We start from the raw sequence: 17,063 nt of genomic DNA on the forward strand, positions 1-17,063 counted from the left end.
ACCATCGTCGGGCGGACAGGCTCCTTGTTCAAGATGACTTTGCCACCCGCTTACGCTGCACGGGCCGGTCAATAGTGCGGCGGGCAAAGTGTATGGGGGCTTGTGGGTGGAGTCTGGTTTTCAGCCAGGCCAGCAGGCTGTCTTTTCCTGCACCTGAGGGCCCCATTGTGTAGATCAGCTTTTGGCTCATGACTTTAGCCGCATCTGTTCCACCAGAACCATGTCAGCACCTGGCGTGGGTTCTGCAAACAATGCCAATGAGTCGAACCGGCAGCGGGGCAGGGTGCCAAACCATGCCTGCGCTGCATCCTGCAAGGCTTGAACTTGCTGTGCTTTCACGCTTCGCAGCGAGCCTGTCAGCGAGCAGTGGAAGCGATAGTATTCCATTACATAGGGGTAGCCCCAACGCACAAGCAGCGCATCCTGTTCAGGCGATAAATTGGCCTTGCGGCGCCGCTGCAACTCAGCCGGTGAGAGCGGCGCAGCCAGGGGGTGAAGCTCCGTTACACAGGCTTGGGCCACGGCGTTAAGGGCATCGCAGTTACCCTGCGGGACCAGGGCCAGAAAATCATCCAGGCAGGTAGCTTGCAGTTGCGGCATGTCAAATCCAGCCAGCTCCTGGGCAAGGCTTTGCACGGCTTCACGCAGGGTCTGGAGATTGACTCCGTTTCTCAGCGTAAATGGGGCTTTGAGCGTGGCATGCCAGCCATAGCGGCGGGGAGCGGCCGTCAGCGCCAGCAATTCGGTCTCGGACACGCCTGCAATGACCGGTTGTGGCCGAACCGCCTGGCCGGCGGCGCACCGGCCCAGCCAGGCGCTCCCGGCCTGCCACCAGGGGGTATCTGGGAGCGGCGCGAAGTAAATGGCGTAGCGGTAGGTGGGCGTGTCAGTCATCATGGGTCACCGTCAGCTTGACCCGGTCGCCGGCGAACCACGTGGTGGCAAATTCAATCGGAAGGCCGGCAGTGTCCACGTTCACGCTTTTGACTTGAAGTATGGGTCGGCTTACTGGTTGTCGCAGGTGAGCGGCGATGGTCGCGTCCGGCATCTGCGCAGTGATCCGACTTTCCTGCCGCGTGTAGTCGGCGACGCCGAGGGTTGCAAATGCGGCGGTTATCGACCCTGTTTCACCCACGATCGCATCCAGCCCTGCAAACCGAGGCAGCGGGAAATAACGCTCGCTTACATGCAGCGGCTGCCCTTGCGCTTCTCCCAGCACCTGCAGACAGAGAAGTTTGCTGCGCAGTGCAACCTTGAGTGCTGACGCCTGCGCTACCGCCGCGCGTTGTGTGCGGGTAGTAAGCACTTGCAGGCCGCCTCGCAAACCAGCTTGACTCAAGCTCTGATGGTGCCGGGTACGTTTTGCCAGCATCAGGTCCACCGCAAATTCTTCCACGTAAGTTCCGCTGCCCTGCGCAACCCGCACCAGGCCTTGGCTGGACAGGCTGGCCAGCGATTTTCGGATGGTGTGGCGGTTGACGCCAAACAGCTCCGCCAGCGCGTGTTCAGAGGGCAGGCGTTCGCCAGGTGGGTAAGTACCGCGGCTGATGGATTCGGCAATGTCAGAGGCAATGCGCGTCCAGAAACTCTCTCTGGGAGCGCGCTCAAGGGGGTGGGCAGAAGAAGTGAGTGATGTCATAAAACTTACATACCTGTTCGATAAGCTTGGCGTAGATTATTAATTTGTCTATACAACTTTCAGGGTAACACTGCAATGTTTCATGCATTTGACAATCTGGCGCCAAACAAGGCTTTGGGCCGCGCCGACTGGATGGCGTTGTTGTCCCGCGCGCCACCGGACCTATTGGAGTGCGCCCTTGTCACTCATCTGGTCGCCGCCCCCCATTGGCTCCGGGCACCAGAGACGGGGTTGATGATGGTTCAGGGTCGTGCGGGTGCTACGGGGGAGCGTTTCAATCTGGGGGAGGTCACCGTGACACGCTGTGCCTTGCGACTGTCCGGTGCCGAACGCGATGCCACCCTGGTGGGCGTGGCGTATGTGCTGGGTCGCTCGCACCGCCTGGCGCGGCTGGCCGCTGTGGCCGATGCCCTGCTGCAAGACGGGGCGCAGCATGCCCTGCTGGAAACCACCTTGCTCAATCCAATACGCAAGCATCTGGCGCTGCAGAGTGGTCAGCGGCATGCTCGTGCCCAAAGTACCAAGGTCGAATTTTTTACTGTGGCCCGTGAAGCCGGCGACACAGGCGATGACGAGGAAAGCCAATGAATCCCCATGACTTGTCCGCCCTCGGCGCGGGTTTCTCCAATGAAGCGCTGGGCAGCCAGGCCGTGTTTCGCACGGCGCTGCAGTCTATGTCACATCCGGGTCGCTGCATTCATTTGAACCACGACGCACAGGCACCCAAGAGCGGTCACCCAGCGTCAGCGGCGCTGATGCTGGCACTGCTGGATGCCGATTGCACGCTCTGGCTGTCCCCCAAACTCGCGCATTCCGACGCTGCGGTATGGCTGCACTTTCACACCGGCTGTCGCCTGGTGGACGATTTCACGCAAGCCCAGTTCGCTTGGGTGGCAGCTGGCGATGCCAGCCCGGCTCTTGACACTTTTGCGCAAGGCACCGATGCCTTTCCGGATCAATCGGCGACCTGTGTGCTTGATGTCCTGGCCCTCCAGTCCGGTGGCCATGACGCCACAGGCTGGACGCTCACGGGGCCTGGCATCAGCGGCAGCATCGAGCTGAAAGCCGAAGGCCTGGCACCTGATTTCTTGACGCAATGGGCCGCAAACCATGCGCGCTTTCCGCGCGGTGTAGACGTCTTTTTGACCACGCACCAGCAGATGGCAAGCCTGCCGCGCACCACCAACATTGAACTTACCAAGGGAAGCTGAGTATGTATGTTGCCGTCAAGGGCGGTGAAACCGCCATTCTCAATAGCTATGCGCTCCTCGCCGAGCAACGCCGGGGCGACAGCGCATTACCCGAGCTGACCGTGGCGCAAATCCAGGCGCAGCTCAAGCTGGCCGTGGACCGCGTGATGAATGAGGGCTCCGTGTTTGATCCCGAACTGGCCGCGCTCGCGATCAAGCAGGCGTCCGGCGATCTGGTGGAGGCCATCTTTTTGCTGCGCGCCTACCGTGCCACTTTGCCGCGACTGGGCACGACGTTGCCGCTGCATACGGAACGCATGCAGTTGGACCGCCGGATCTCCGCCACCTTCAAGGATCTGCCCGGCGGGCAGGTGCTAGGCCCCACCTATGACTACACCCAGCGCCTGCTGGACTTCACCCTGCTGGCCCAAGCGGACGCTCAAGCCAAACCGTTTGCAGCGCCAGCCCCAACAGTGCCGGCAGAACAGGCCAGCGCCGTGACGCCACGCGTGGTGGACCTCCTGAACCACGAGAGGCTGATCGAAACTCGCCCCATCCCGCCCGGCGATCCCGCGCCTGTGGACCTCACCCGCGAGCCGCTGCGTTTTCCGGCTGCACGGGCCACCCGTCTACAAAACCTGGCGCGTGGCGACGAAGGGTTTTTGTTGGCCATGGCCTATTCCACCCAGCGTGGCTACTCCCACAGCCACCCGTTTGTCGGCGAGGTTCGCCTGGGTAGTGTGGCGCTGGAGGTTGAGCCCGAGGAACTGGGTTTTGCCATCTCGATTGGCGACATTGAAATTACCGAATGCGAGATGGTCAACCAGTTTGCCGGAAGCAAGACAGAGCCCCCGCAGTTCACGCGGGGTTATGGGCTGGCCTTTGGCCACAGCGAACGCAAAGCCATGGCCATGAGCCTGGTGGATCGGGCGCTTCGTGCCGACGAACTGGGCGAGTCCATTGAGTCGCCCGCGCAGATGCAGGAGTTTGTGCTCTCGCACAGCGACAGCCTGGAGGCTTCCGGCTTTGTCCAGCACTTGAAGCTGCCGCACTACGTGGACTTCCAGGCTGAGCTGGACCTGATCCGAAAAATGCGCGCCACTGCCGAGGTGAATCCATGAACGCCCCTCTTGAAATTTCAACGCCACCGACTGCTATCGCCGACCAGGCCTATCCTGGCGCCCCGGATGTGCAGGCACATTACAACTTTGCCTACCTGGACGAGCGCACCAAGCGCATGATCCGCCGCGCGATCCTCAAGGCAGTGGCCATTCCCGGCTACCAGGTTCCGTTTGGCTCGCGTGAGATGCCATTGCCTTACGGGTGGGGCACGGGTGGCATTCAGGTCACAGCCTCGGTCATCGGCCCTGATGATGTGCTGAAAATCATCGACCAGGGCTCGGACGACACTGTCAACGCCGTCAACATCCGGCGCTTTTTCCAGCGCACCACGGGTGTGCAAACCACAACCCATACGACGGATGCCACGCTGATCCAGACTCGCCACCGGATTCCTGAAATTGCGCTGGCTGAAGGGCAGGTCATCGTGTACCAGGTACCGGTGCCCGAGCCCATGCAGCGTCTGGAGCCACGCGAGACCGAAACTCGCACCCTTCATGGCCTGGCTGAATACGGCCTGATGCACGTGAAGCTGTATGAGGACATTGCCCGCTACGGCCACATTGCCACCACCTACGACTACCCCGTGCTGGTCAATGACCGCTACATCATGTCTCCTTCGCCCATTCCGAAGTTTGACAACCCCAAGATGCACATGAACCCGGCATTGCAGCTGTTTGGCGCAGGCCGGGAAAAGCGCATCTATGCCGTGCCGCCCTATACCTCGGTTGAGAGCCTTGGGTTTGAAGACCATCCGTTTGAGGTGCAGCGCTGGGATGCTGTTTGTGCCTTATGTGGCGCCGACGACAGCTTCCTGGATGAGGTCATCACGGATGACAGCGGCACCCGCATGCATGTGTGCTCGGACTCGGACTACTGTCAGTCCCGGCAGCCTGCTGACGAGGCAGCGCAGGGAAAGCGATCATGACCATTGACATGCGCCGGGCCTTGCCTGCGGATATTCCAGCCGTGCTGGCCTTGTACGCCCAGCCCAGTCTTGACGACGGGAAGGTGCTCGATGACGATGCTGCCCAGCAGGTGTATGTGCAGTTTTCTCGCTACCCGAACTATCGTCTGTTTGTCGCCATCGAGGACGGCGCGGTGGTCGGTAGCTACGCGCTGCTCATCATGCATAACCTGGCCCACTGCGGCACTCCGTCTGCGATTGCAGAAGATGTAGTGGTGGCACGCGCCAGCCAGGGTCAGGGTATTGGCCGCCGAATGATGGCCCACGCCTTGAGCGAGGCACGCAGTGCCGGTTGCTACAAGCTTGCCCTTTCCTCCAACCGCAAACGTACCCAGGCGCATGCGTTTTATGAATCCCTCGGCTTTGTCCAGCATGGCCTGAGTTTTGTGATTGAACCCTGACATGACCTTTATTATTTCTCATCCTCCCTTGCTGCAGGTTCGTGGCGTGAGCAAACGCTACGGCGACCGCGTGGCACTGCAGGACGTGTCGTTTGATTTGTGGCCGGGCGAAGTGCTTGCCGTGGTGGGCGAGTCCGGCTCCGGCAAGTCAACCTTGCTCAATGCCATTGCCGCCCGCAGCCAGCCAGATGCTGGCAGTGTGCAGTTCCTGACCCGCCATGCTGGCCTGCAAGAGGTGTTTGCCATGACCGAGGCGCAGCAGCGCCTGCTGGCCCGGACCGACTGGGGCTTCGTGCATCAGAACGCCGCTGACGGCCTGCGTATGGATGTGTCTGCCGGCGCTAATGTGGGAGAGCGCCTGATGGGCCTGGGTGAGCGCAACTATGGCCGCTTGCGCGCCACGGCCGTCGAGTGGCTGGCACGGGTAGAGATCGAGCCCGCCCGCATCGATGATGCGCCCCGCACCTTCTCTGGAGGCATGCGCCAGCGCTTGCAGATTGCCCGAAACCTGGTCACCCAGCCCCGGTTGATCTTTATGGACGAACCAACCTCCGGGCTCGATGTTTCGGTGCAGGCAAGGTTGCTTGACCTGCTGCGCCAACTCACCCGCAAGATGCAACTCGCCGCTGTCATCGTGACCCATGACCTCGCGGTGGCGCGCCTGCTGGCCCATCGCATGATCGTCATGCAACGCGGGAAGGTAGTCGAGGTTGGCCTCACCGACCAGGTGCTGGACGACCCGCAGCACCCTTACACCCAACTCCTTGTTTCTTCGGTACTACAGCCATGACCACACCCTTGCTTCAATTAACCGGTGTGGCCAAGCGCTTCACCCTGCACAACCAGAACGGCATTGAGCTGTCTGTGCTGACCAACGCCAACCTGAGCGTGAGCGCCGGTGAATGCGTGGTGCTGGATGGCCCATCCGGCATGGGAAAAAGTACCTTGCTCAAGATGATTTACGCTAATTACTGCACCAGCGCGGGCAGCATTGCCGTGGCGCTGCCGGGGAGGGCGCCGCTGGAAGTGAGCCAAGCCACGCCGCGCGAACTGGTGCAGTTGCGCAAGGACACCATTGGCTATGTCAGCCAGTTCTTGCGCGTCATACCGCGTGTGTCCGCTCTGGACGTCGTGGCTGAGCCGTTGATGGAGGACGCGGGCGATTCCCCCGAGATCCTGGAATCTGCTCGCGAACAGGCCCGTGCCTTACTCACCCGTCTGCGCATTCCTGAGCGCTTATGGCACTTGCCGCCAGCCACCTTCTCGGGCGGTGAGCAGCAGCGTATCAACATTGCACGCAACATGATCAAGGCACGTCCTTTGTTGCTGCTCGACGAGCCCACCGCTTCGCTGGATGCGGCTAACACCCAGACCGTGATCGACCTGATCTGCGAAGCCACCGCGCGCGGAGCCGCCATTGTGGGGATTTTTCATGACGCGCATGTAGGCGACGCCGTGGCGACCCGGCGCGTGAATGTCGCCAACTTCAGGAACCCTGCATGAACACCTCGATCACGTTCAAAAACGCACGCATGGTAATGCCGGATGAAGTGGTGCTGGGCAGCCTGACTTCTGCGGATGGCCGCATAGCCCACATCGACAGCGGCAACACCTCTGCCATGGGCGCGCTGGACCTGGAGGGCGACTATTTACTGCCAGGCCTCGTGGAAATGCACACCGATAACCTTGAGCGCCACCTCATGCCCCGGCCCAAAGTGTACTGGGCCGAGTTGCCGGCACTGCTGGCGCATGACGCCGAGATTGCCGCTGCGGGTATTACCACCGTGTTCGATGCCCTGGGTGTGGGTGAGGCCGATGTCGAGAGCCTGCGCGGCAGCGCCTGGACAGGCGTGCTGAAGACACTCGATACCTGCACCAAGCAGGGCCTGCTGCGGGCGGACCATCATTTGCATGTGCGCTGCGAGCTGCCAGCCCCGAACACGATAGAGCTGTTTGCACCTTTTCATGAGCACCCGCGTCTGTCCCTGATCTCACTCATGGACCATACGCCCGGGCAGCGGCAATGGGAAAACATTGAGCATGCCCGCGTGTACTACACCGGAAAAAAGGGCTGGAGCCAGGAAAAGTTTGAGCGCCAGGTGGCCCACGCCCACGTCCTGCAGGCCGAATATGCCCACCCCCATCGTCACTACTTTGTGGATTATTGCCGCACCCACGGCATCGCGCTGGCCAGCCATGACGACACCACCGTGGCCCATGTGCAGCAAGCCCACGAAGAGGGCGCGAGCATGTCGGAGTTCCCCACAACGGTGGCCGCCGCCCGTGAGGCCCATGCGCGCGGTCTGTGCACTGTCATGGGTGGGCCCAATGTGGTTCGCGGTGGCTCGCACTCGGGCAATGTGGCTGCCCAGGAGCTGGCACGCCTGGGCTTGCTGGACATTCTCTCTTCGGATTATGTGCCTGGCAGCATGCTCAGTGCAGCGGTTCGGCTGGTGAACGACGAAGTACTGACCTTGCCTCAGGCCATTGCCACTGTGACCCGCACGCCAGCACTGGCAACCGGTTTGGCGGACAGGGGGGCCCTGGCTGTGGGCTTGCGCGCCGATCTGATCCAGGTCCGCATGGCTGTGTTGCCCGATGGGGCCCGCCATGCCGTGGTGCGCGCCGTGTGGCGTGAAGGCCGTCGTGTGCTGTGAGTCTGATGCGCCAAGTGTCACGCAAACTTCCCTGAACCTTCATCAAAGCGTCATGCACGTCATTGAAACTAAACCTGTATAGATAACTTTAGAGGCCATGATGGAAACAGCACTTCGAGTTCACAAGCTCAACAAGCACTTTGCCAATGGAAAACATGCCTTGTGTGACATCAATCTGTCAGTGGGAAAAGGCGAAATGGTGGCCTTGATTGGCGCCTCCGGTTCGGGCAAGTCCACCTTGATGCGACATATGGCCGGCCTGGTTGCTGCCGATGGCCACTCGGACTCGCTGATCGAGATTGATGGCTGCTGTGTGCAGCAAAGCGGGCGCATTCACCGCGATATTCGCCGTGTGCGTTCGCAGGTGGGCTTTGTGTTCCAGCAGTTCAACCTGGTGGACCGCCTGCCAGTGCTGGTTAACGTCCTGGTGGGGCAACTGCACCGCATGCCCTGGTGGCGCAGCCTGTTCCGATTTTTCAGTGCGCAGGAGAGATCCCATGCGCTGGATGCCTTGAGGCGTGTGGGTATTGCGGACTGCCACGCACAGCGCGCATCTACCCTTTCTGGCGGGCAGCAGCAGCGCGCCGCCATTGCCCGCACATTGGTGCAGGGTGCCAAGGTGGTGCTGGCCGATGAGCCCATTGCCTCGCTGGACCCCGAGTCCTCGCGCAATGTCATGGAAATACTGGCCCGCATCAATCGTGAAGACCGCTGCACCGTCATTGTGTCGCTGCACCAGGTGGAGATGGCTCTTAAATATTGTCCTCGTGTAATTGCCTTGCATAAAGGCCGCGTGGTGTTTGATGGGTCTTCTTCCTTGCTGACACCTGGGCTGCTGCGCGAGTTGTATGGCGTCGATGCCAATGAAATTTTGGCTGATTCCACCCCTGCGGTCGCTGCGCCAGCGCAAGTTCATCCGCACCCGCCTTCCTGGTCTGCACCGCTCGTGCAGGCTGCCTGAATTTTTTGTCCCTTTACAGGAGTTTTTCTTATGCTTAAACAGCTGTTGGCCACCACGGCCGCAACCTTGGCTTTGGGCCTGGCAAGCGCCAGTTCGATCGCCCAGGACATCAACTTTGGGATCATCTCGACCGAAGCTACGCAAAACCTGAAGCAGGATTGGGTGCCATTGATCGAAGACATGAAGCGCCAGACCGGCTTTAATGTCACTGCATTCTTTGCGCCTGACTATGCTGGCATCATTGAAGGCATGCGCTTCAACAAGGTGCAGATTGCCTGGCTGGGCAACAAGTCGGCCATGGAGGCTGTTGACCGCGCCAATGGTGAAGTCTTCGCTCAGATGGTCAATGCTGATGGCACCCAAGGCTACTATTCGCACTTGATCGTCAACGCGGACAGCCCCTACAAAACGCTGGAAGACGTGCTCAAAAACGGCAAGAGCCTGAGTTTTGGCAATGGGGACCCCAACTCCACGTCCGGTTACCTGGTGCCTGGCTTTTATGTGTTTGCCCAAAACAAGATTGACGCCAAGACCCATTTCAAGATCACTCGTGGTGCCAATCATGAAGCCAATGCGCTGGCAGTTGCCAACAAACAGGTCGATGTTGCCACCAACAACAGCGAAAACCTCGACAAGATCCAGCAGCGCTATCCGGACAAGTTCAAGAGCATCAAGATCGTCTGGACTTCGCCGTTGATACCGCTGGACCCACTGGTGATGCGCAAAGACTTGTCGGAGGCCAACAAGGCCAAACTGAAGGCTTTCTTCTACAACTACGGGAAGACCGATGCGCGCGAGAAGGAAGTGTTGATGAAGATTTCCAAGCTCTCGGGCTTCAAAGAGTCCACCAACCGCCAGTTGCTGCCCATCCGCCAGCTTGAGTTGTTCAGTCAGCGCAACAAGGCTCAAGCGGACACGTCCATGAGCGATGCGGACAAGAACACCCGCTTGGCCGACATCGACAAGCAACTCGCTGCGTTGAATTGATTTGCCGATAACGCCTGAAAATTAAGCACCCTCGCCATGCACCCAACTCTGTCCTCTACCACCCCTGCCATGCAATTGGCAGTCATTCCAAAGCGTAGCCTGGCCTGGCATGTCTCCTGGGGATTGCTTTTGCTGTTGTTGGGTGCATCGTGGGGAGGCGCCGACATGCGGCCGCTGGACCTGCTGCGTGACTCCGGCAATATGGCTGCTTATATGGCCGAATTTTTTCCGCCCAACTTCGGCCAGTGGCGAATGTATGTGCAGGAAATGGTCGTCACGCTTCAAATTGCCTTATGGGGCACTGCGCTGGCCGTCATCACAGCCGTTCCCATGGCGTTGATGGCTTCTGCCAATCTGGTGCCATGGTGGGTGTACCAGCCCATGCGCCGCTTGATGGATGCCAGCCGAGCCATCAACGAGATGGTGTTTGCCATGCTGTTTGTAGTGGCGGTGGGCCTGGGGCCGTTTGCTGGTGTGCTGGCGCTCTGGATTCACACCACGGGCGTTCTTGCCAAACTGTTCTCTGAAGCGGTGGAAGCAATTGACCCCCAGCCAATCGAAGGCATCCGATCCACTGGCGCCAGCGCCCTGCATGAGATTGTGTACGGAGTGATTCCACAGGTCATGCCTCTGTGGATTTCGTTCACCCTGTACCGGTTTGAAAGCAATGTGCGCTCGGCGTCCGTGGTGGGTATGGTCGGTGCCGGCGGCATTGGCGTGGTGTTGTGGGACATCATTCGCGGCTTCCAGTACGCAGAAACCTGCGCTGTCATGATCATCATTGTGGGGACAGTCAGCGTGATTGACGTGGTCTCTGCCCGCATCCGCAAAGTTCTGGTTTAAGAAAGAATGATCATGGCGCTCACATCCGCTGAAATCATCCGTCTGTTTGAAACACGGGCCAGCAGTCAGTACGGCCGTGAAGCGGTCAGCCAGCTAGAGCACGCATTGCAGTGCGCCCAGCTTGCCGAGAATGCCGGTGAAACCGATGAGACCATCGTGGCGGCGCTGCTGCACGACGTGGGACATCTGATTGGCGCTGAAAAACGTGGTCAGCCGGATGATACGCAAGAGTGTGACGACTTGCATCAGTACATCGCACTGCCATTTTTGCGCGGCTTGCTTCCTGTTGCCGTGCTCGAGCCCATACGTTTGCACGTAGATGCCAAGCGTTATCTGTGTGGCGCCGAGCAGAGTTACTGGGCGACTCTGTCGCCCGCCTCCCAGCGCAGCCTTGAGTTGCAGGGCGGTGCTTACTCAGAAGACGAGTTGGCCACATTCATGGCTCAGCCTTTTGCGGAGGAGGCCGTGCGCCTTCGCCGGTATGACGACCTGGCTAAGGTTGCGAACAAGGCCACACCCGATCTGGCCTATTACGAGAAAAAGATGTTGGCTGTGCTGCTCTGAGTAAAGGCGAGGCTCGATCGACATGGCCCCAGCAAGTACCCCGCTCAACTCCGGGATTCGAAAGTTTCCTTTTTATCTTCCAGGCGTCGTCCTTGGTTTTCGCTACTGATCAAACGGTAAGTCAGTTGCTGGAGTCATCGCAAGACATCGCCAGGCAGACCATGCTGAATGCCGCGACTGCCAGCAGGCCAAGGGCCAGCAGCAGGGTGATGCTCTTTAAAAAAATTCCATCCGCCTGTCGCTGCGTTCTCACGGGTTGACGTTGGCGTAGCCTGGGCAGGTGATGCCAGTGCCGACACGATTGATTGATGCGTGGCGTACCGGGTATTGGGCAGGTCGGCGGTAATGGCGCCGATGAGGCTGTTGGCCAGCGGCGAGACCAGGCTTGTGTAGCCCGCTACGATCCTCGCCACCACGGAATCAGCAGTGATGGCGGGGGTCATTGCGCACCACAAGCTGATTGGTGGCCAAGGATTTGGTGATGTCGCCGGTCGTGGGCTCAATCGTCATAAATAAGACACGGAAAACTTCTACGATGCACGCTTCATTACAAGCAAAAAGTAGGCGCCGCGCATGCACCTCCACAAATCAGAAAAGGCCAGGCTCGAACTCAACTCCAGGCAGCGTGTTCTCAATCTTCGCGAGCGGGGTGCACTTTTCCTCGCAGATGGTTGTAAAACGCAGGATGAAATGCAGGTATTGCTGCGGGATGATGGCAGCATCTTGCAAAAACTGATTTCAGACGGGTATCTGGTCCGCCTTCAGGCAAGCGGCAACCGTGCATTGGCTCCTGACACTAAAGAGGTGGCTCCAGCGCTTCAGCTTCTCCCTGACACTGTCACGTCGCCCGGATCGTCCAGCGACAAATTCGACGGCAAGCGCTCCTTGGCGACCACCCGAATGTTCCTGTTTGATATTTGCGAGCGAATGTTTTCCAAAAAGGCGCCCACATTGGCCCAACAATACCGGGATCAACTGCGACAAGCGCGTGACCGCGAATCCATGGTGGCTATTGCTCGCGACATCATTGTGAAGGTGGAGGAAATTGCGGGATCGGAAAGAGCCGATGGCTTGAGCGAGCGCATCGCAATGATGTTGCCGCCGGGGTAAAATTGGTCGGTCGGCAGGTTGTGATTGTGAGTTGGTCGGGCAGAGGCGACCGATCAGCCGCCTGCATTCAAGGAACCCTGGCAGAGGGGGGAAGCTTACTTTTCGGCCGAATTGGAGCCCAGCTACGATGGAGCAAGACCGATTCAGTCGGTCAGCGGAGCCGTATGGTGTGTCATCTCATGGCGCCCATCGTCGAATTGGACGATCCGCTCGGGCCAGCGCAGCGCCGCCAGCTTGAAGTCCTGCCCCACCACGGTTCCGGCCTTGCGCTCCGTCCAGCGGCCACCTGCAGAGAAATCCACGCAGAACACATTGCGGTGCTTGCCGTGCCACGCGAGCGGCGAGGTGTTGTCAAACAGGTTGGGCTCGCCTTGCTCCCCCGTGCTGTGGTCGATCTTGTTCAGGCGCCGCCAGTAGTGGCCAACGACCACGGGAATCGGGTCCTCGTACTCGTCCCACCACTGCACCCTTTTAACGAACCGCCATTTGCCGCTCGCATAGAACGGGACCGTTCCCTTGCGTTCCACGCCTGAGGTCAGCACCTTGAGTGGATTTTTCATCTGTTTGCTTGACTCGAATTGCGCATGGGCGTGCAGGAACGGCGGCTCCCGGTGAATATTTTCCACGCCATGCTCCCAGCGTTCAAGCTCCGCAGTCATCTGCTGTTCCAGTTCGGTTTCGATCGCTTCCTGCCTCGCCGCCTGTTCCCATTTGTCATAATGCTGCCGAACGCTGCCCAGGGGCAGTGTCCTGGCGACTTCGATCTGCTCGTCCTGCCATGCTGCATGGATGACCCGCAGATCCGCCCGTTCCAGCCCGATCGGGAGCATGGATAAGAAACGCACGATTCGTTCCCGTGCCGCGGGGTCCGGTCGCTGGTAGGGCGCGTACTTTTCATGGTCGCTGCCTACGCGCGCATCAAAAAACCAGCCTGAGCCGTCCTTGACGTCTTCGCGCAGCAAGTTGATTTCGTGATTGCCCAGCACCGCCACGGCCCGCCCGGATTCCACCAGCTCCTGCGCCAGGGCAAGCACCGCCGGGCTGTCCGGCCCCCGGTCGCAGAAGTCCCCCACAAAAACCAGGGTGCGGTCGTCGGGATGGTTGCCTTGCTGGTCATAGCCCAGGTGTCCCATCAGGCTGCGCAGGGCGTCATATTCGCCATGGATGTCGCCCACGATGTCCAGTGGCCCGGCGGGAAGCGGTTGAATCAGGCTCATGATTTCCTTGTTGTTGGTTTTTTGCCCGCACGATCAAGGTCGGGACGGCAATAGAGCAGCCTGGATTTTCGCCTTGATGCTGACGGGCATCCACTACTAACCATCCACCATACGCCTTTGTGCAACGACTACCAGGCCATGAAGCATAGGGAGCGCCTGCAACGCCACTTTGGCCCCTTCGACGCGTGGCGCAGGGTCGCGGCCAGTTTCATCCGGCGAGCGCGTGGCGGCACCGCTAGCTTCACGTTACTGCGCAGCGTGGAGGATCAGTCCAGGCGCAGTTTCGCCGCCACGGCCGCGTGATCCGAAGCCCACAGTCCGCCGTTGCCAGCCGGGTGGGTCTTGTCGCCCATCGTGTTGCCGAGCAGTTTCATGTCGAGCACAAGCGGTAACTGCGTGAGCGTGAAGATCATGTCGATGCGCTCGTACAACTCGGACTTGCGGTTGGTCAGGCTTTCCGACTGGCAGCAGCTCAGGCCATCGTCGGCTTGAGGCCGCATCATCCAGGCGTCGGTGAACCCGTTGCGCGTGAAGACCTGGTAGGGCGTGGGTGCGCCGGGGATCGTGTCCTGTGGTGCCGAGTTGATGTCGCCGACGACGAGCAGCTTGCGCTGGCCGTCCCAGGTGCCTAATGCGGTAGCCAGGACCTCGGAGGCCTGGCCGACCTGCAGCAGGCGGGTCTCGGGCAGGTTGGGGGCCAGCAGGCGCTGCTCAAGGTGCGTGTTGAAGATGCGGTAAGACTGGCCCTTCACCGTCACGTCCACCGCGAGGAAGCCGCGCTCGATCGCGATGGGCCCCAGCGGTGTTGTGAATTGCGGCGGCCGGGTCGTGAAATTGCAGCCTTCGTGCGAGATGCGGCACAGTGCGATCGGCGCGAAGTTGACCCAGCTGGCCGTCAGCCCGCTGCGCACAAGGATCGCGTCCCGGTCGGCCACCTGCAGGATGGCTGGATAGCCGTTCACCACAAACGGGATCGCATCCACCTTCAGGTTCGTGACTTTGCCGGCGACGACATACCTGCCGCGCAGCGCCGCTTCGGTGTTTTGCAACTGGTCATTGAACGCCCCCTTGACGGCGGGATCGTCGCATCCCTTGCCTGGTACCTCGGGCACGCCGGGATGGGGCAGGCAGGCGAACCGGGTGGCCTCCTGAAGGCCGACCACGTCGGGACTGCGCTGTGCAATCTGCGCTGCCAGCGCCTTTGCCCGTTCCACCGGCCGTGCCGCAGCGATCTTCTGCAGGGTCATGACGACGGCGGCGTTGAACACCTCCGGGTTGAACGGGTTGGCCGTTGCTGCACTGAGGACGGGCGTCAGATCCGCACCCAGATACTGGTTCTGGGTCATGACATCGATCTCGGCCGCCATGCCCAGCGCGGCGCTGCCGAGCAGTGCGCAACCCAGAAGCTTCGATACGATCTTGTTCACGGCATCCTCCTTGTTGACGGCGACGACCATTGCTGGCGCAAACACAGGCCTGACTGTGCGCGCGCAGCCGGCGGACGTTTTTGACAAACATCAACTGCTTCGGCCATGACTCGATCATGGCTCGCTGGCCCTGACGTGCCAATTTCCCTGATCTGGCTATGGCGTGTGTTTTTCGGGTGAGCCCGATCAGCGGCGGCGATAATCAAGCCCAATTTAAGGAGCCAGCGTGGATATTGCACTGTTGATCAAAGCCGCCATCATGGGCATTGTGGAGGGTTTGACCGAGTTTCTTCCCATTTCTTCCACCGGGCATTTGATTTTGACGGGCGCGCTGCTGGGCTTTGACGATGACAAGGCCAAGGTGTTCGACATCGCCATCCAGACCGGTGCCATTTTTGCGGTGATTCTGGTGTATTGGCAAAAAATCCGTGCCACGCTGATCGCCTTGCCTAATGAAAAGCAGGCGCAGCAGTTTGCGCTGAATGTGTTGGTGGCGTTTATCCCCGCCGTGCTGCTGGGGCTGCTGTTTGGCAAGGCCATCAAGGCGCACCTGTTCACGCCAGTGGTGGTGGCCAGCACCTTCATCATTGGCGGCTTCATCATTTTGTGGGCTGAACGGCGGCAGCTGCGCAACCCGGCGGTCACACGCATTCACACGGTCGAGGCCATGACGACCATGGACGCGCTCAAGGTGGGGCTGGTGCAGTGCCTGGCCATGATTCCGGGCACCAGCCGCAGTGGCGCCACCATCATTGGCGGCATGCTGCTGGGGCTGTCGCGTCAGGCGGCGATTGATTTTTCTTTCTACCTGGCAATTCCCACCCTGATGGGGGCCGGCGCCTACAGCCTGTACAAAGACCGCGCGCTGCTGTCCTTGGCCGACGCACCGATGTTCGGGGTCGGGCTGCTGTTTTCGTTTATCAGCGCCTGGCTGTGCATTCGCTGGCTGCTGCGCTATATCGCGACCCACAGCTTTGTGCCCTTTGCCTGGTACCGCATCGTGTTTGGCGTCGTGGTGCTGGCCACTGCCTGGAGCGGCCTGGTGGTCTGGGCCGACTGAAGCGTTTTAGCCGGGTTAGCCGGTTGCGCCGGCTGAATTGACCGGGGCCTTGCCGGCGTGGCTCAGCCCATCATGTTCAGCAGCGCGGCCTCCATGGCGGCGGCCGTGGCCAGCGGTTTTTCCATCGGAAACAGGTGGCTGCCGTCCAGCATCATGATGCGCCCTTTGGTGACTTTTTCGGTCATGGCCATGCCCACTTGCTTCATCTCGGACGACTGGCGCCCGCCAATGAAGCTGACGGGGCATTTGAGTGGGTTGGCTTTGAGCAGGCGCTCCAGGTTGTCGGGCAGGGTGTTGTAAATGGCAGTTTCCACGTCGCGGTCAAAGCTCAGCAGGCGCTGGCCCTGGCCCGAGCTGGTTTCATCATGCGTGCCGTGCTCAATGTAGTCGCGCAGCACCTGCTCGTCCCAGCGGGCAAAGGCTTTTTTGCTGCGGAAATGCGCCAGTACTTCATCGCGGCCTAGCCACTGCTGCCGGCGCTTGCGGCTGATGGCGCCGGGCGAGATCGAGCCCACCAGCTGCGCGCGCTTGGCCACGCTCAGCGCAGTGGCGCGCCAGCCGCCCAGAATCGGCGAGTCAAGCATCAGCACGCCGCGCACCGGCTGGCCGCCCAGCACCGGGTGCTCTGCGGCACACATCAGGCTTAAAAACCCGCCCAGCGAGTGGCCGACCAGAAATGCCGGCTGGCCCGATTTCTCGACTTCCCTGGCGGTGAAGTCGGCCAGTTGCTGCACCAGATTCGGCCAGTTGCTGGTGACCGGGTAGCGCGGGTCGTGGCCAAACTTTTCAATCGCCTTGACCTGAAAGCCCCTCGCCTTGAGGCTATGGAACAGCACGCCGTAGGTGCTGGCCGGAAAGCTGTTTCCGTGGGAAAAAATGATGAGGGGTTTGGAGCTGGAGGGCACAGGTATTGAAGGGCTC

The 17,063-nt window shown here is 60.3% G+C and carries 20 protein-coding genes; 14 read left to right on the forward strand and 6 right to left on the reverse strand.

Annotated features, from left to right (window positions below; genetic code table 11):
• Positions 1-186 precede the first annotated feature (186 nt).
• Entirely contained in the window at positions 187-756 is a 570-nt protein-coding gene (locus IV091_RS03605) for a DUF1045 domain-containing protein (RefSeq protein WP_293465223.1), read from the reverse strand.
• 130 nt (positions 757-886) lie between these two features.
• Positions 887-1,639: a phosphonate metabolism transcriptional regulator PhnF gene (phnF, locus tag IV091_RS03610; RefSeq protein ID WP_293465226.1), complete on the reverse strand. Its 753-nt coding sequence runs from the start codon at positions 1,637-1,639 to the stop codon at positions 887-889.
• A 75-nt stretch (positions 1,640-1,714) separates the two neighbouring features.
• On the opposite strand from phnF, the gene phnG reads away from it, so the two are divergent.
• From phnG to IV091_RS03670, 12 genes are all read left to right on the forward strand, one after another.
• On the forward strand, positions 1,715-2,227 hold the full coding sequence (phnG, locus tag IV091_RS03615; protein WP_293465229.1) for a phosphonate C-P lyase system protein PhnG: 513 nt from the start codon (positions 1,715-1,717) through the stop codon (positions 2,225-2,227).
• Positions 2,224-2,850, forward strand: coding sequence for a phosphonate C-P lyase system protein PhnH (phnH, locus tag IV091_RS03620; RefSeq protein ID WP_293465232.1), 627 nt, complete (start codon positions 2,224-2,226; stop codon positions 2,848-2,850). Before phnG ends, phnH begins: the two co-directional genes overlap by 4 nt.
• A gap of 2 nt (positions 2,851-2,852) precedes the next feature.
• Positions 2,853-3,950: a carbon-phosphorus lyase complex subunit PhnI gene (locus tag IV091_RS03625; RefSeq protein WP_293465235.1), complete on the forward strand. Its 1,098-nt coding sequence runs from the start codon at positions 2,853-2,855 to the stop codon at positions 3,948-3,950.
• Positions 3,947-4,876 (forward strand): alpha-D-ribose 1-methylphosphonate 5-phosphate C-P-lyase PhnJ, encoded by a 930-nt coding sequence (locus tag IV091_RS03630; RefSeq protein WP_293465237.1) that lies wholly within the window; start codon positions 3,947-3,949, stop codon positions 4,874-4,876. The genes IV091_RS03625 and IV091_RS03630 overlap by 4 nt, the downstream gene beginning before the upstream one ends.
• Positions 4,873-5,316, forward strand: coding sequence for a GNAT family N-acetyltransferase (locus IV091_RS03635; RefSeq protein ID WP_293465239.1), 444 nt, complete (start codon positions 4,873-4,875; stop codon positions 5,314-5,316). The genes IV091_RS03630 and IV091_RS03635 overlap by 4 nt, the downstream gene beginning before the upstream one ends.
• A gap of 1 nt (position 5,317) precedes the next feature.
• Positions 5,318-6,106, forward strand: coding sequence for a phosphonate C-P lyase system protein PhnK (phnK, locus tag IV091_RS03640; RefSeq protein WP_293465242.1), 789 nt, complete (start codon positions 5,318-5,320; stop codon positions 6,104-6,106).
• Entirely contained in the window at positions 6,103-6,819 is a 717-nt protein-coding gene (gene phnL, locus IV091_RS03645; RefSeq protein ID WP_293465245.1) for a phosphonate C-P lyase system protein PhnL, read from the forward strand. Before phnK ends, phnL begins: the two co-directional genes overlap by 4 nt.
• Positions 6,816-7,973 (forward strand): alpha-D-ribose 1-methylphosphonate 5-triphosphate diphosphatase, encoded by a 1,158-nt coding sequence (locus IV091_RS03650; RefSeq protein ID WP_293465248.1) that lies wholly within the window; start codon positions 6,816-6,818, stop codon positions 7,971-7,973. The genes phnL and IV091_RS03650 overlap by 4 nt, the downstream gene beginning before the upstream one ends.
• A 100-nt stretch (positions 7,974-8,073) precedes the next feature.
• Positions 8,074-8,934 (forward strand): phosphonate ABC transporter ATP-binding protein, encoded by an 861-nt coding sequence (gene phnC / locus IV091_RS03655; RefSeq protein ID WP_293465251.1) that lies wholly within the window; start codon positions 8,074-8,076, stop codon positions 8,932-8,934.
• A gap of 30 nt (positions 8,935-8,964) precedes the next feature.
• Complete coding sequence (gene phnD / locus IV091_RS03660) at positions 8,965-9,921, forward strand: phosphonate ABC transporter substrate-binding protein (RefSeq protein ID WP_293465254.1); 957 nt, start codon at positions 8,965-8,967, stop codon at positions 9,919-9,921.
• Between the two features lie 36 nt (positions 9,922-9,957).
• Positions 9,958-10,764, forward strand: coding sequence for a phosphonate ABC transporter, permease protein PhnE (gene phnE, locus IV091_RS03665; protein WP_293465257.1), 807 nt, complete (start codon positions 9,958-9,960; stop codon positions 10,762-10,764).
• 12 nt (positions 10,765-10,776) lie between these two features.
• Complete coding sequence (locus IV091_RS03670) at positions 10,777-11,328, forward strand: phosphonate degradation HD-domain oxygenase (RefSeq protein WP_293465259.1); 552 nt, start codon at positions 10,777-10,779, stop codon at positions 11,326-11,328.
• A gap of 134 nt (positions 11,329-11,462) precedes the next feature.
• On the opposite strand, the gene IV091_RS03675 is transcribed toward IV091_RS03670, so the two are convergent.
• Positions 11,463-11,771, reverse strand: coding sequence for a hypothetical protein (locus IV091_RS03675; protein WP_293465260.1), 309 nt, complete (start codon positions 11,769-11,771; stop codon positions 11,463-11,465).
• Between the two features lie 130 nt (positions 11,772-11,901).
• Here IV091_RS03675 and IV091_RS03680 point away from each other — a divergent pair, with 130 nt between their 5' ends.
• Positions 11,902-12,438 (forward strand): hypothetical protein, encoded by a 537-nt coding sequence (locus IV091_RS03680; protein ID WP_293465262.1) that lies wholly within the window; start codon positions 11,902-11,904, stop codon positions 12,436-12,438.
• Positions 12,439-12,581: 143 nt separating this feature from the next.
• Here IV091_RS03680 and IV091_RS03685 read toward each other — a convergent pair whose 3' ends face one another.
• Positions 12,582-13,655 (reverse strand): metallophosphoesterase, encoded by a 1,074-nt coding sequence (locus IV091_RS03685; protein WP_293465265.1) that lies wholly within the window; start codon positions 13,653-13,655, stop codon positions 12,582-12,584.
• A gap of 266 nt (positions 13,656-13,921) precedes the next feature.
• Positions 13,922-15,082, reverse strand: a complete 1,161-nt coding sequence (locus IV091_RS03690) for a hypothetical protein (RefSeq protein ID WP_293465267.1) — start codon at positions 15,080-15,082, stop codon at positions 13,922-13,924.
• Positions 15,083-15,308: 226 nt separating this feature from the next.
• On the opposite strand from IV091_RS03690, the gene IV091_RS03695 reads away from it, so the two are divergent.
• Positions 15,309-16,142, forward strand: a complete 834-nt coding sequence (locus IV091_RS03695) for an undecaprenyl-diphosphate phosphatase (protein ID WP_293465269.1) — start codon at positions 15,309-15,311, stop codon at positions 16,140-16,142.
• A 62-nt stretch (positions 16,143-16,204) separates the two neighbouring features.
• Here the strand turns inward: IV091_RS03695 and IV091_RS03700 are convergent, their stop codons facing one another.
• Positions 16,205-17,047 carry an alpha/beta hydrolase gene (locus IV091_RS03700; protein ID WP_293465271.1) on the reverse strand — a complete coding sequence of 281 codons (843 nt, stop codon included), beginning with the start codon at positions 17,045-17,047 and terminating at the stop codon, positions 16,205-16,207.
• Between the last annotated feature and the right edge of the window lie 16 nt (positions 17,048-17,063).

Source organism: Polaromonas sp. (assembly GCF_018780625.1).
Lineage (GTDB): Bacteria > Pseudomonadota > Gammaproteobacteria > Burkholderiales > Burkholderiaceae_C > Polaromonas.

Excerpts from the sequence above, each read along its gene's own strand:
- phnF (WP_293465226.1), bottom strand. The coding sequence starts at position 1,639 with ATGACATCACTCACTTCTTCTGCCCACCCCCTTGAGCGCGCTCCCAGA.
- phnG (WP_293465229.1), top strand. The coding sequence starts at position 1,715 with ATGTTTCATGCATTTGACAATCTGGCGCCAAACAAGGCTTTGGGCCGC.
- phnH (WP_293465232.1), top strand. The coding sequence starts at position 2,224 with ATGAATCCCCATGACTTGTCCGCCCTCGGCGCGGGTTTCTCCAATGAA.
- IV091_RS03625 (WP_293465235.1), top strand. The coding sequence starts at position 2,853 with ATGTATGTTGCCGTCAAGGGCGGTGAAACCGCCATTCTCAATAGCTAT.
- IV091_RS03630 (WP_293465237.1), top strand. The coding sequence starts at position 3,947 with ATGAACGCCCCTCTTGAAATTTCAACGCCACCGACTGCTATCGCCGAC.
- IV091_RS03635 (WP_293465239.1), top strand. The coding sequence starts at position 4,873 with ATGACCATTGACATGCGCCGGGCCTTGCCTGCGGATATTCCAGCCGTG.
- phnK (WP_293465242.1), top strand. The coding sequence starts at position 5,318 with ATGACCTTTATTATTTCTCATCCTCCCTTGCTGCAGGTTCGTGGCGTG.
- phnL (WP_293465245.1), top strand. The coding sequence starts at position 6,103 with ATGACCACACCCTTGCTTCAATTAACCGGTGTGGCCAAGCGCTTCACC.
- IV091_RS03650 (WP_293465248.1), top strand. The coding sequence starts at position 6,816 with ATGAACACCTCGATCACGTTCAAAAACGCACGCATGGTAATGCCGGAT.
- phnC (WP_293465251.1), top strand. The coding sequence starts at position 8,074 with ATGGAAACAGCACTTCGAGTTCACAAGCTCAACAAGCACTTTGCCAAT.
- phnD (WP_293465254.1), top strand. The coding sequence starts at position 8,965 with ATGCTTAAACAGCTGTTGGCCACCACGGCCGCAACCTTGGCTTTGGGC.
- phnE (WP_293465257.1), top strand. The coding sequence starts at position 9,958 with ATGCACCCAACTCTGTCCTCTACCACCCCTGCCATGCAATTGGCAGTC.
- IV091_RS03670 (WP_293465259.1), top strand. The coding sequence starts at position 10,777 with ATGGCGCTCACATCCGCTGAAATCATCCGTCTGTTTGAAACACGGGCC.
- IV091_RS03675 (WP_293465260.1), bottom strand. The coding sequence starts at position 11,771 with ATGACCCCCGCCATCACTGCTGATTCCGTGGTGGCGAGGATCGTAGCG.
- IV091_RS03680 (WP_293465262.1), top strand. The coding sequence starts at position 11,902 with ATGCACCTCCACAAATCAGAAAAGGCCAGGCTCGAACTCAACTCCAGG.
- IV091_RS03685 (WP_293465265.1), bottom strand. The coding sequence starts at position 13,655 with ATGAGCCTGATTCAACCGCTTCCCGCCGGGCCACTGGACATCGTGGGC.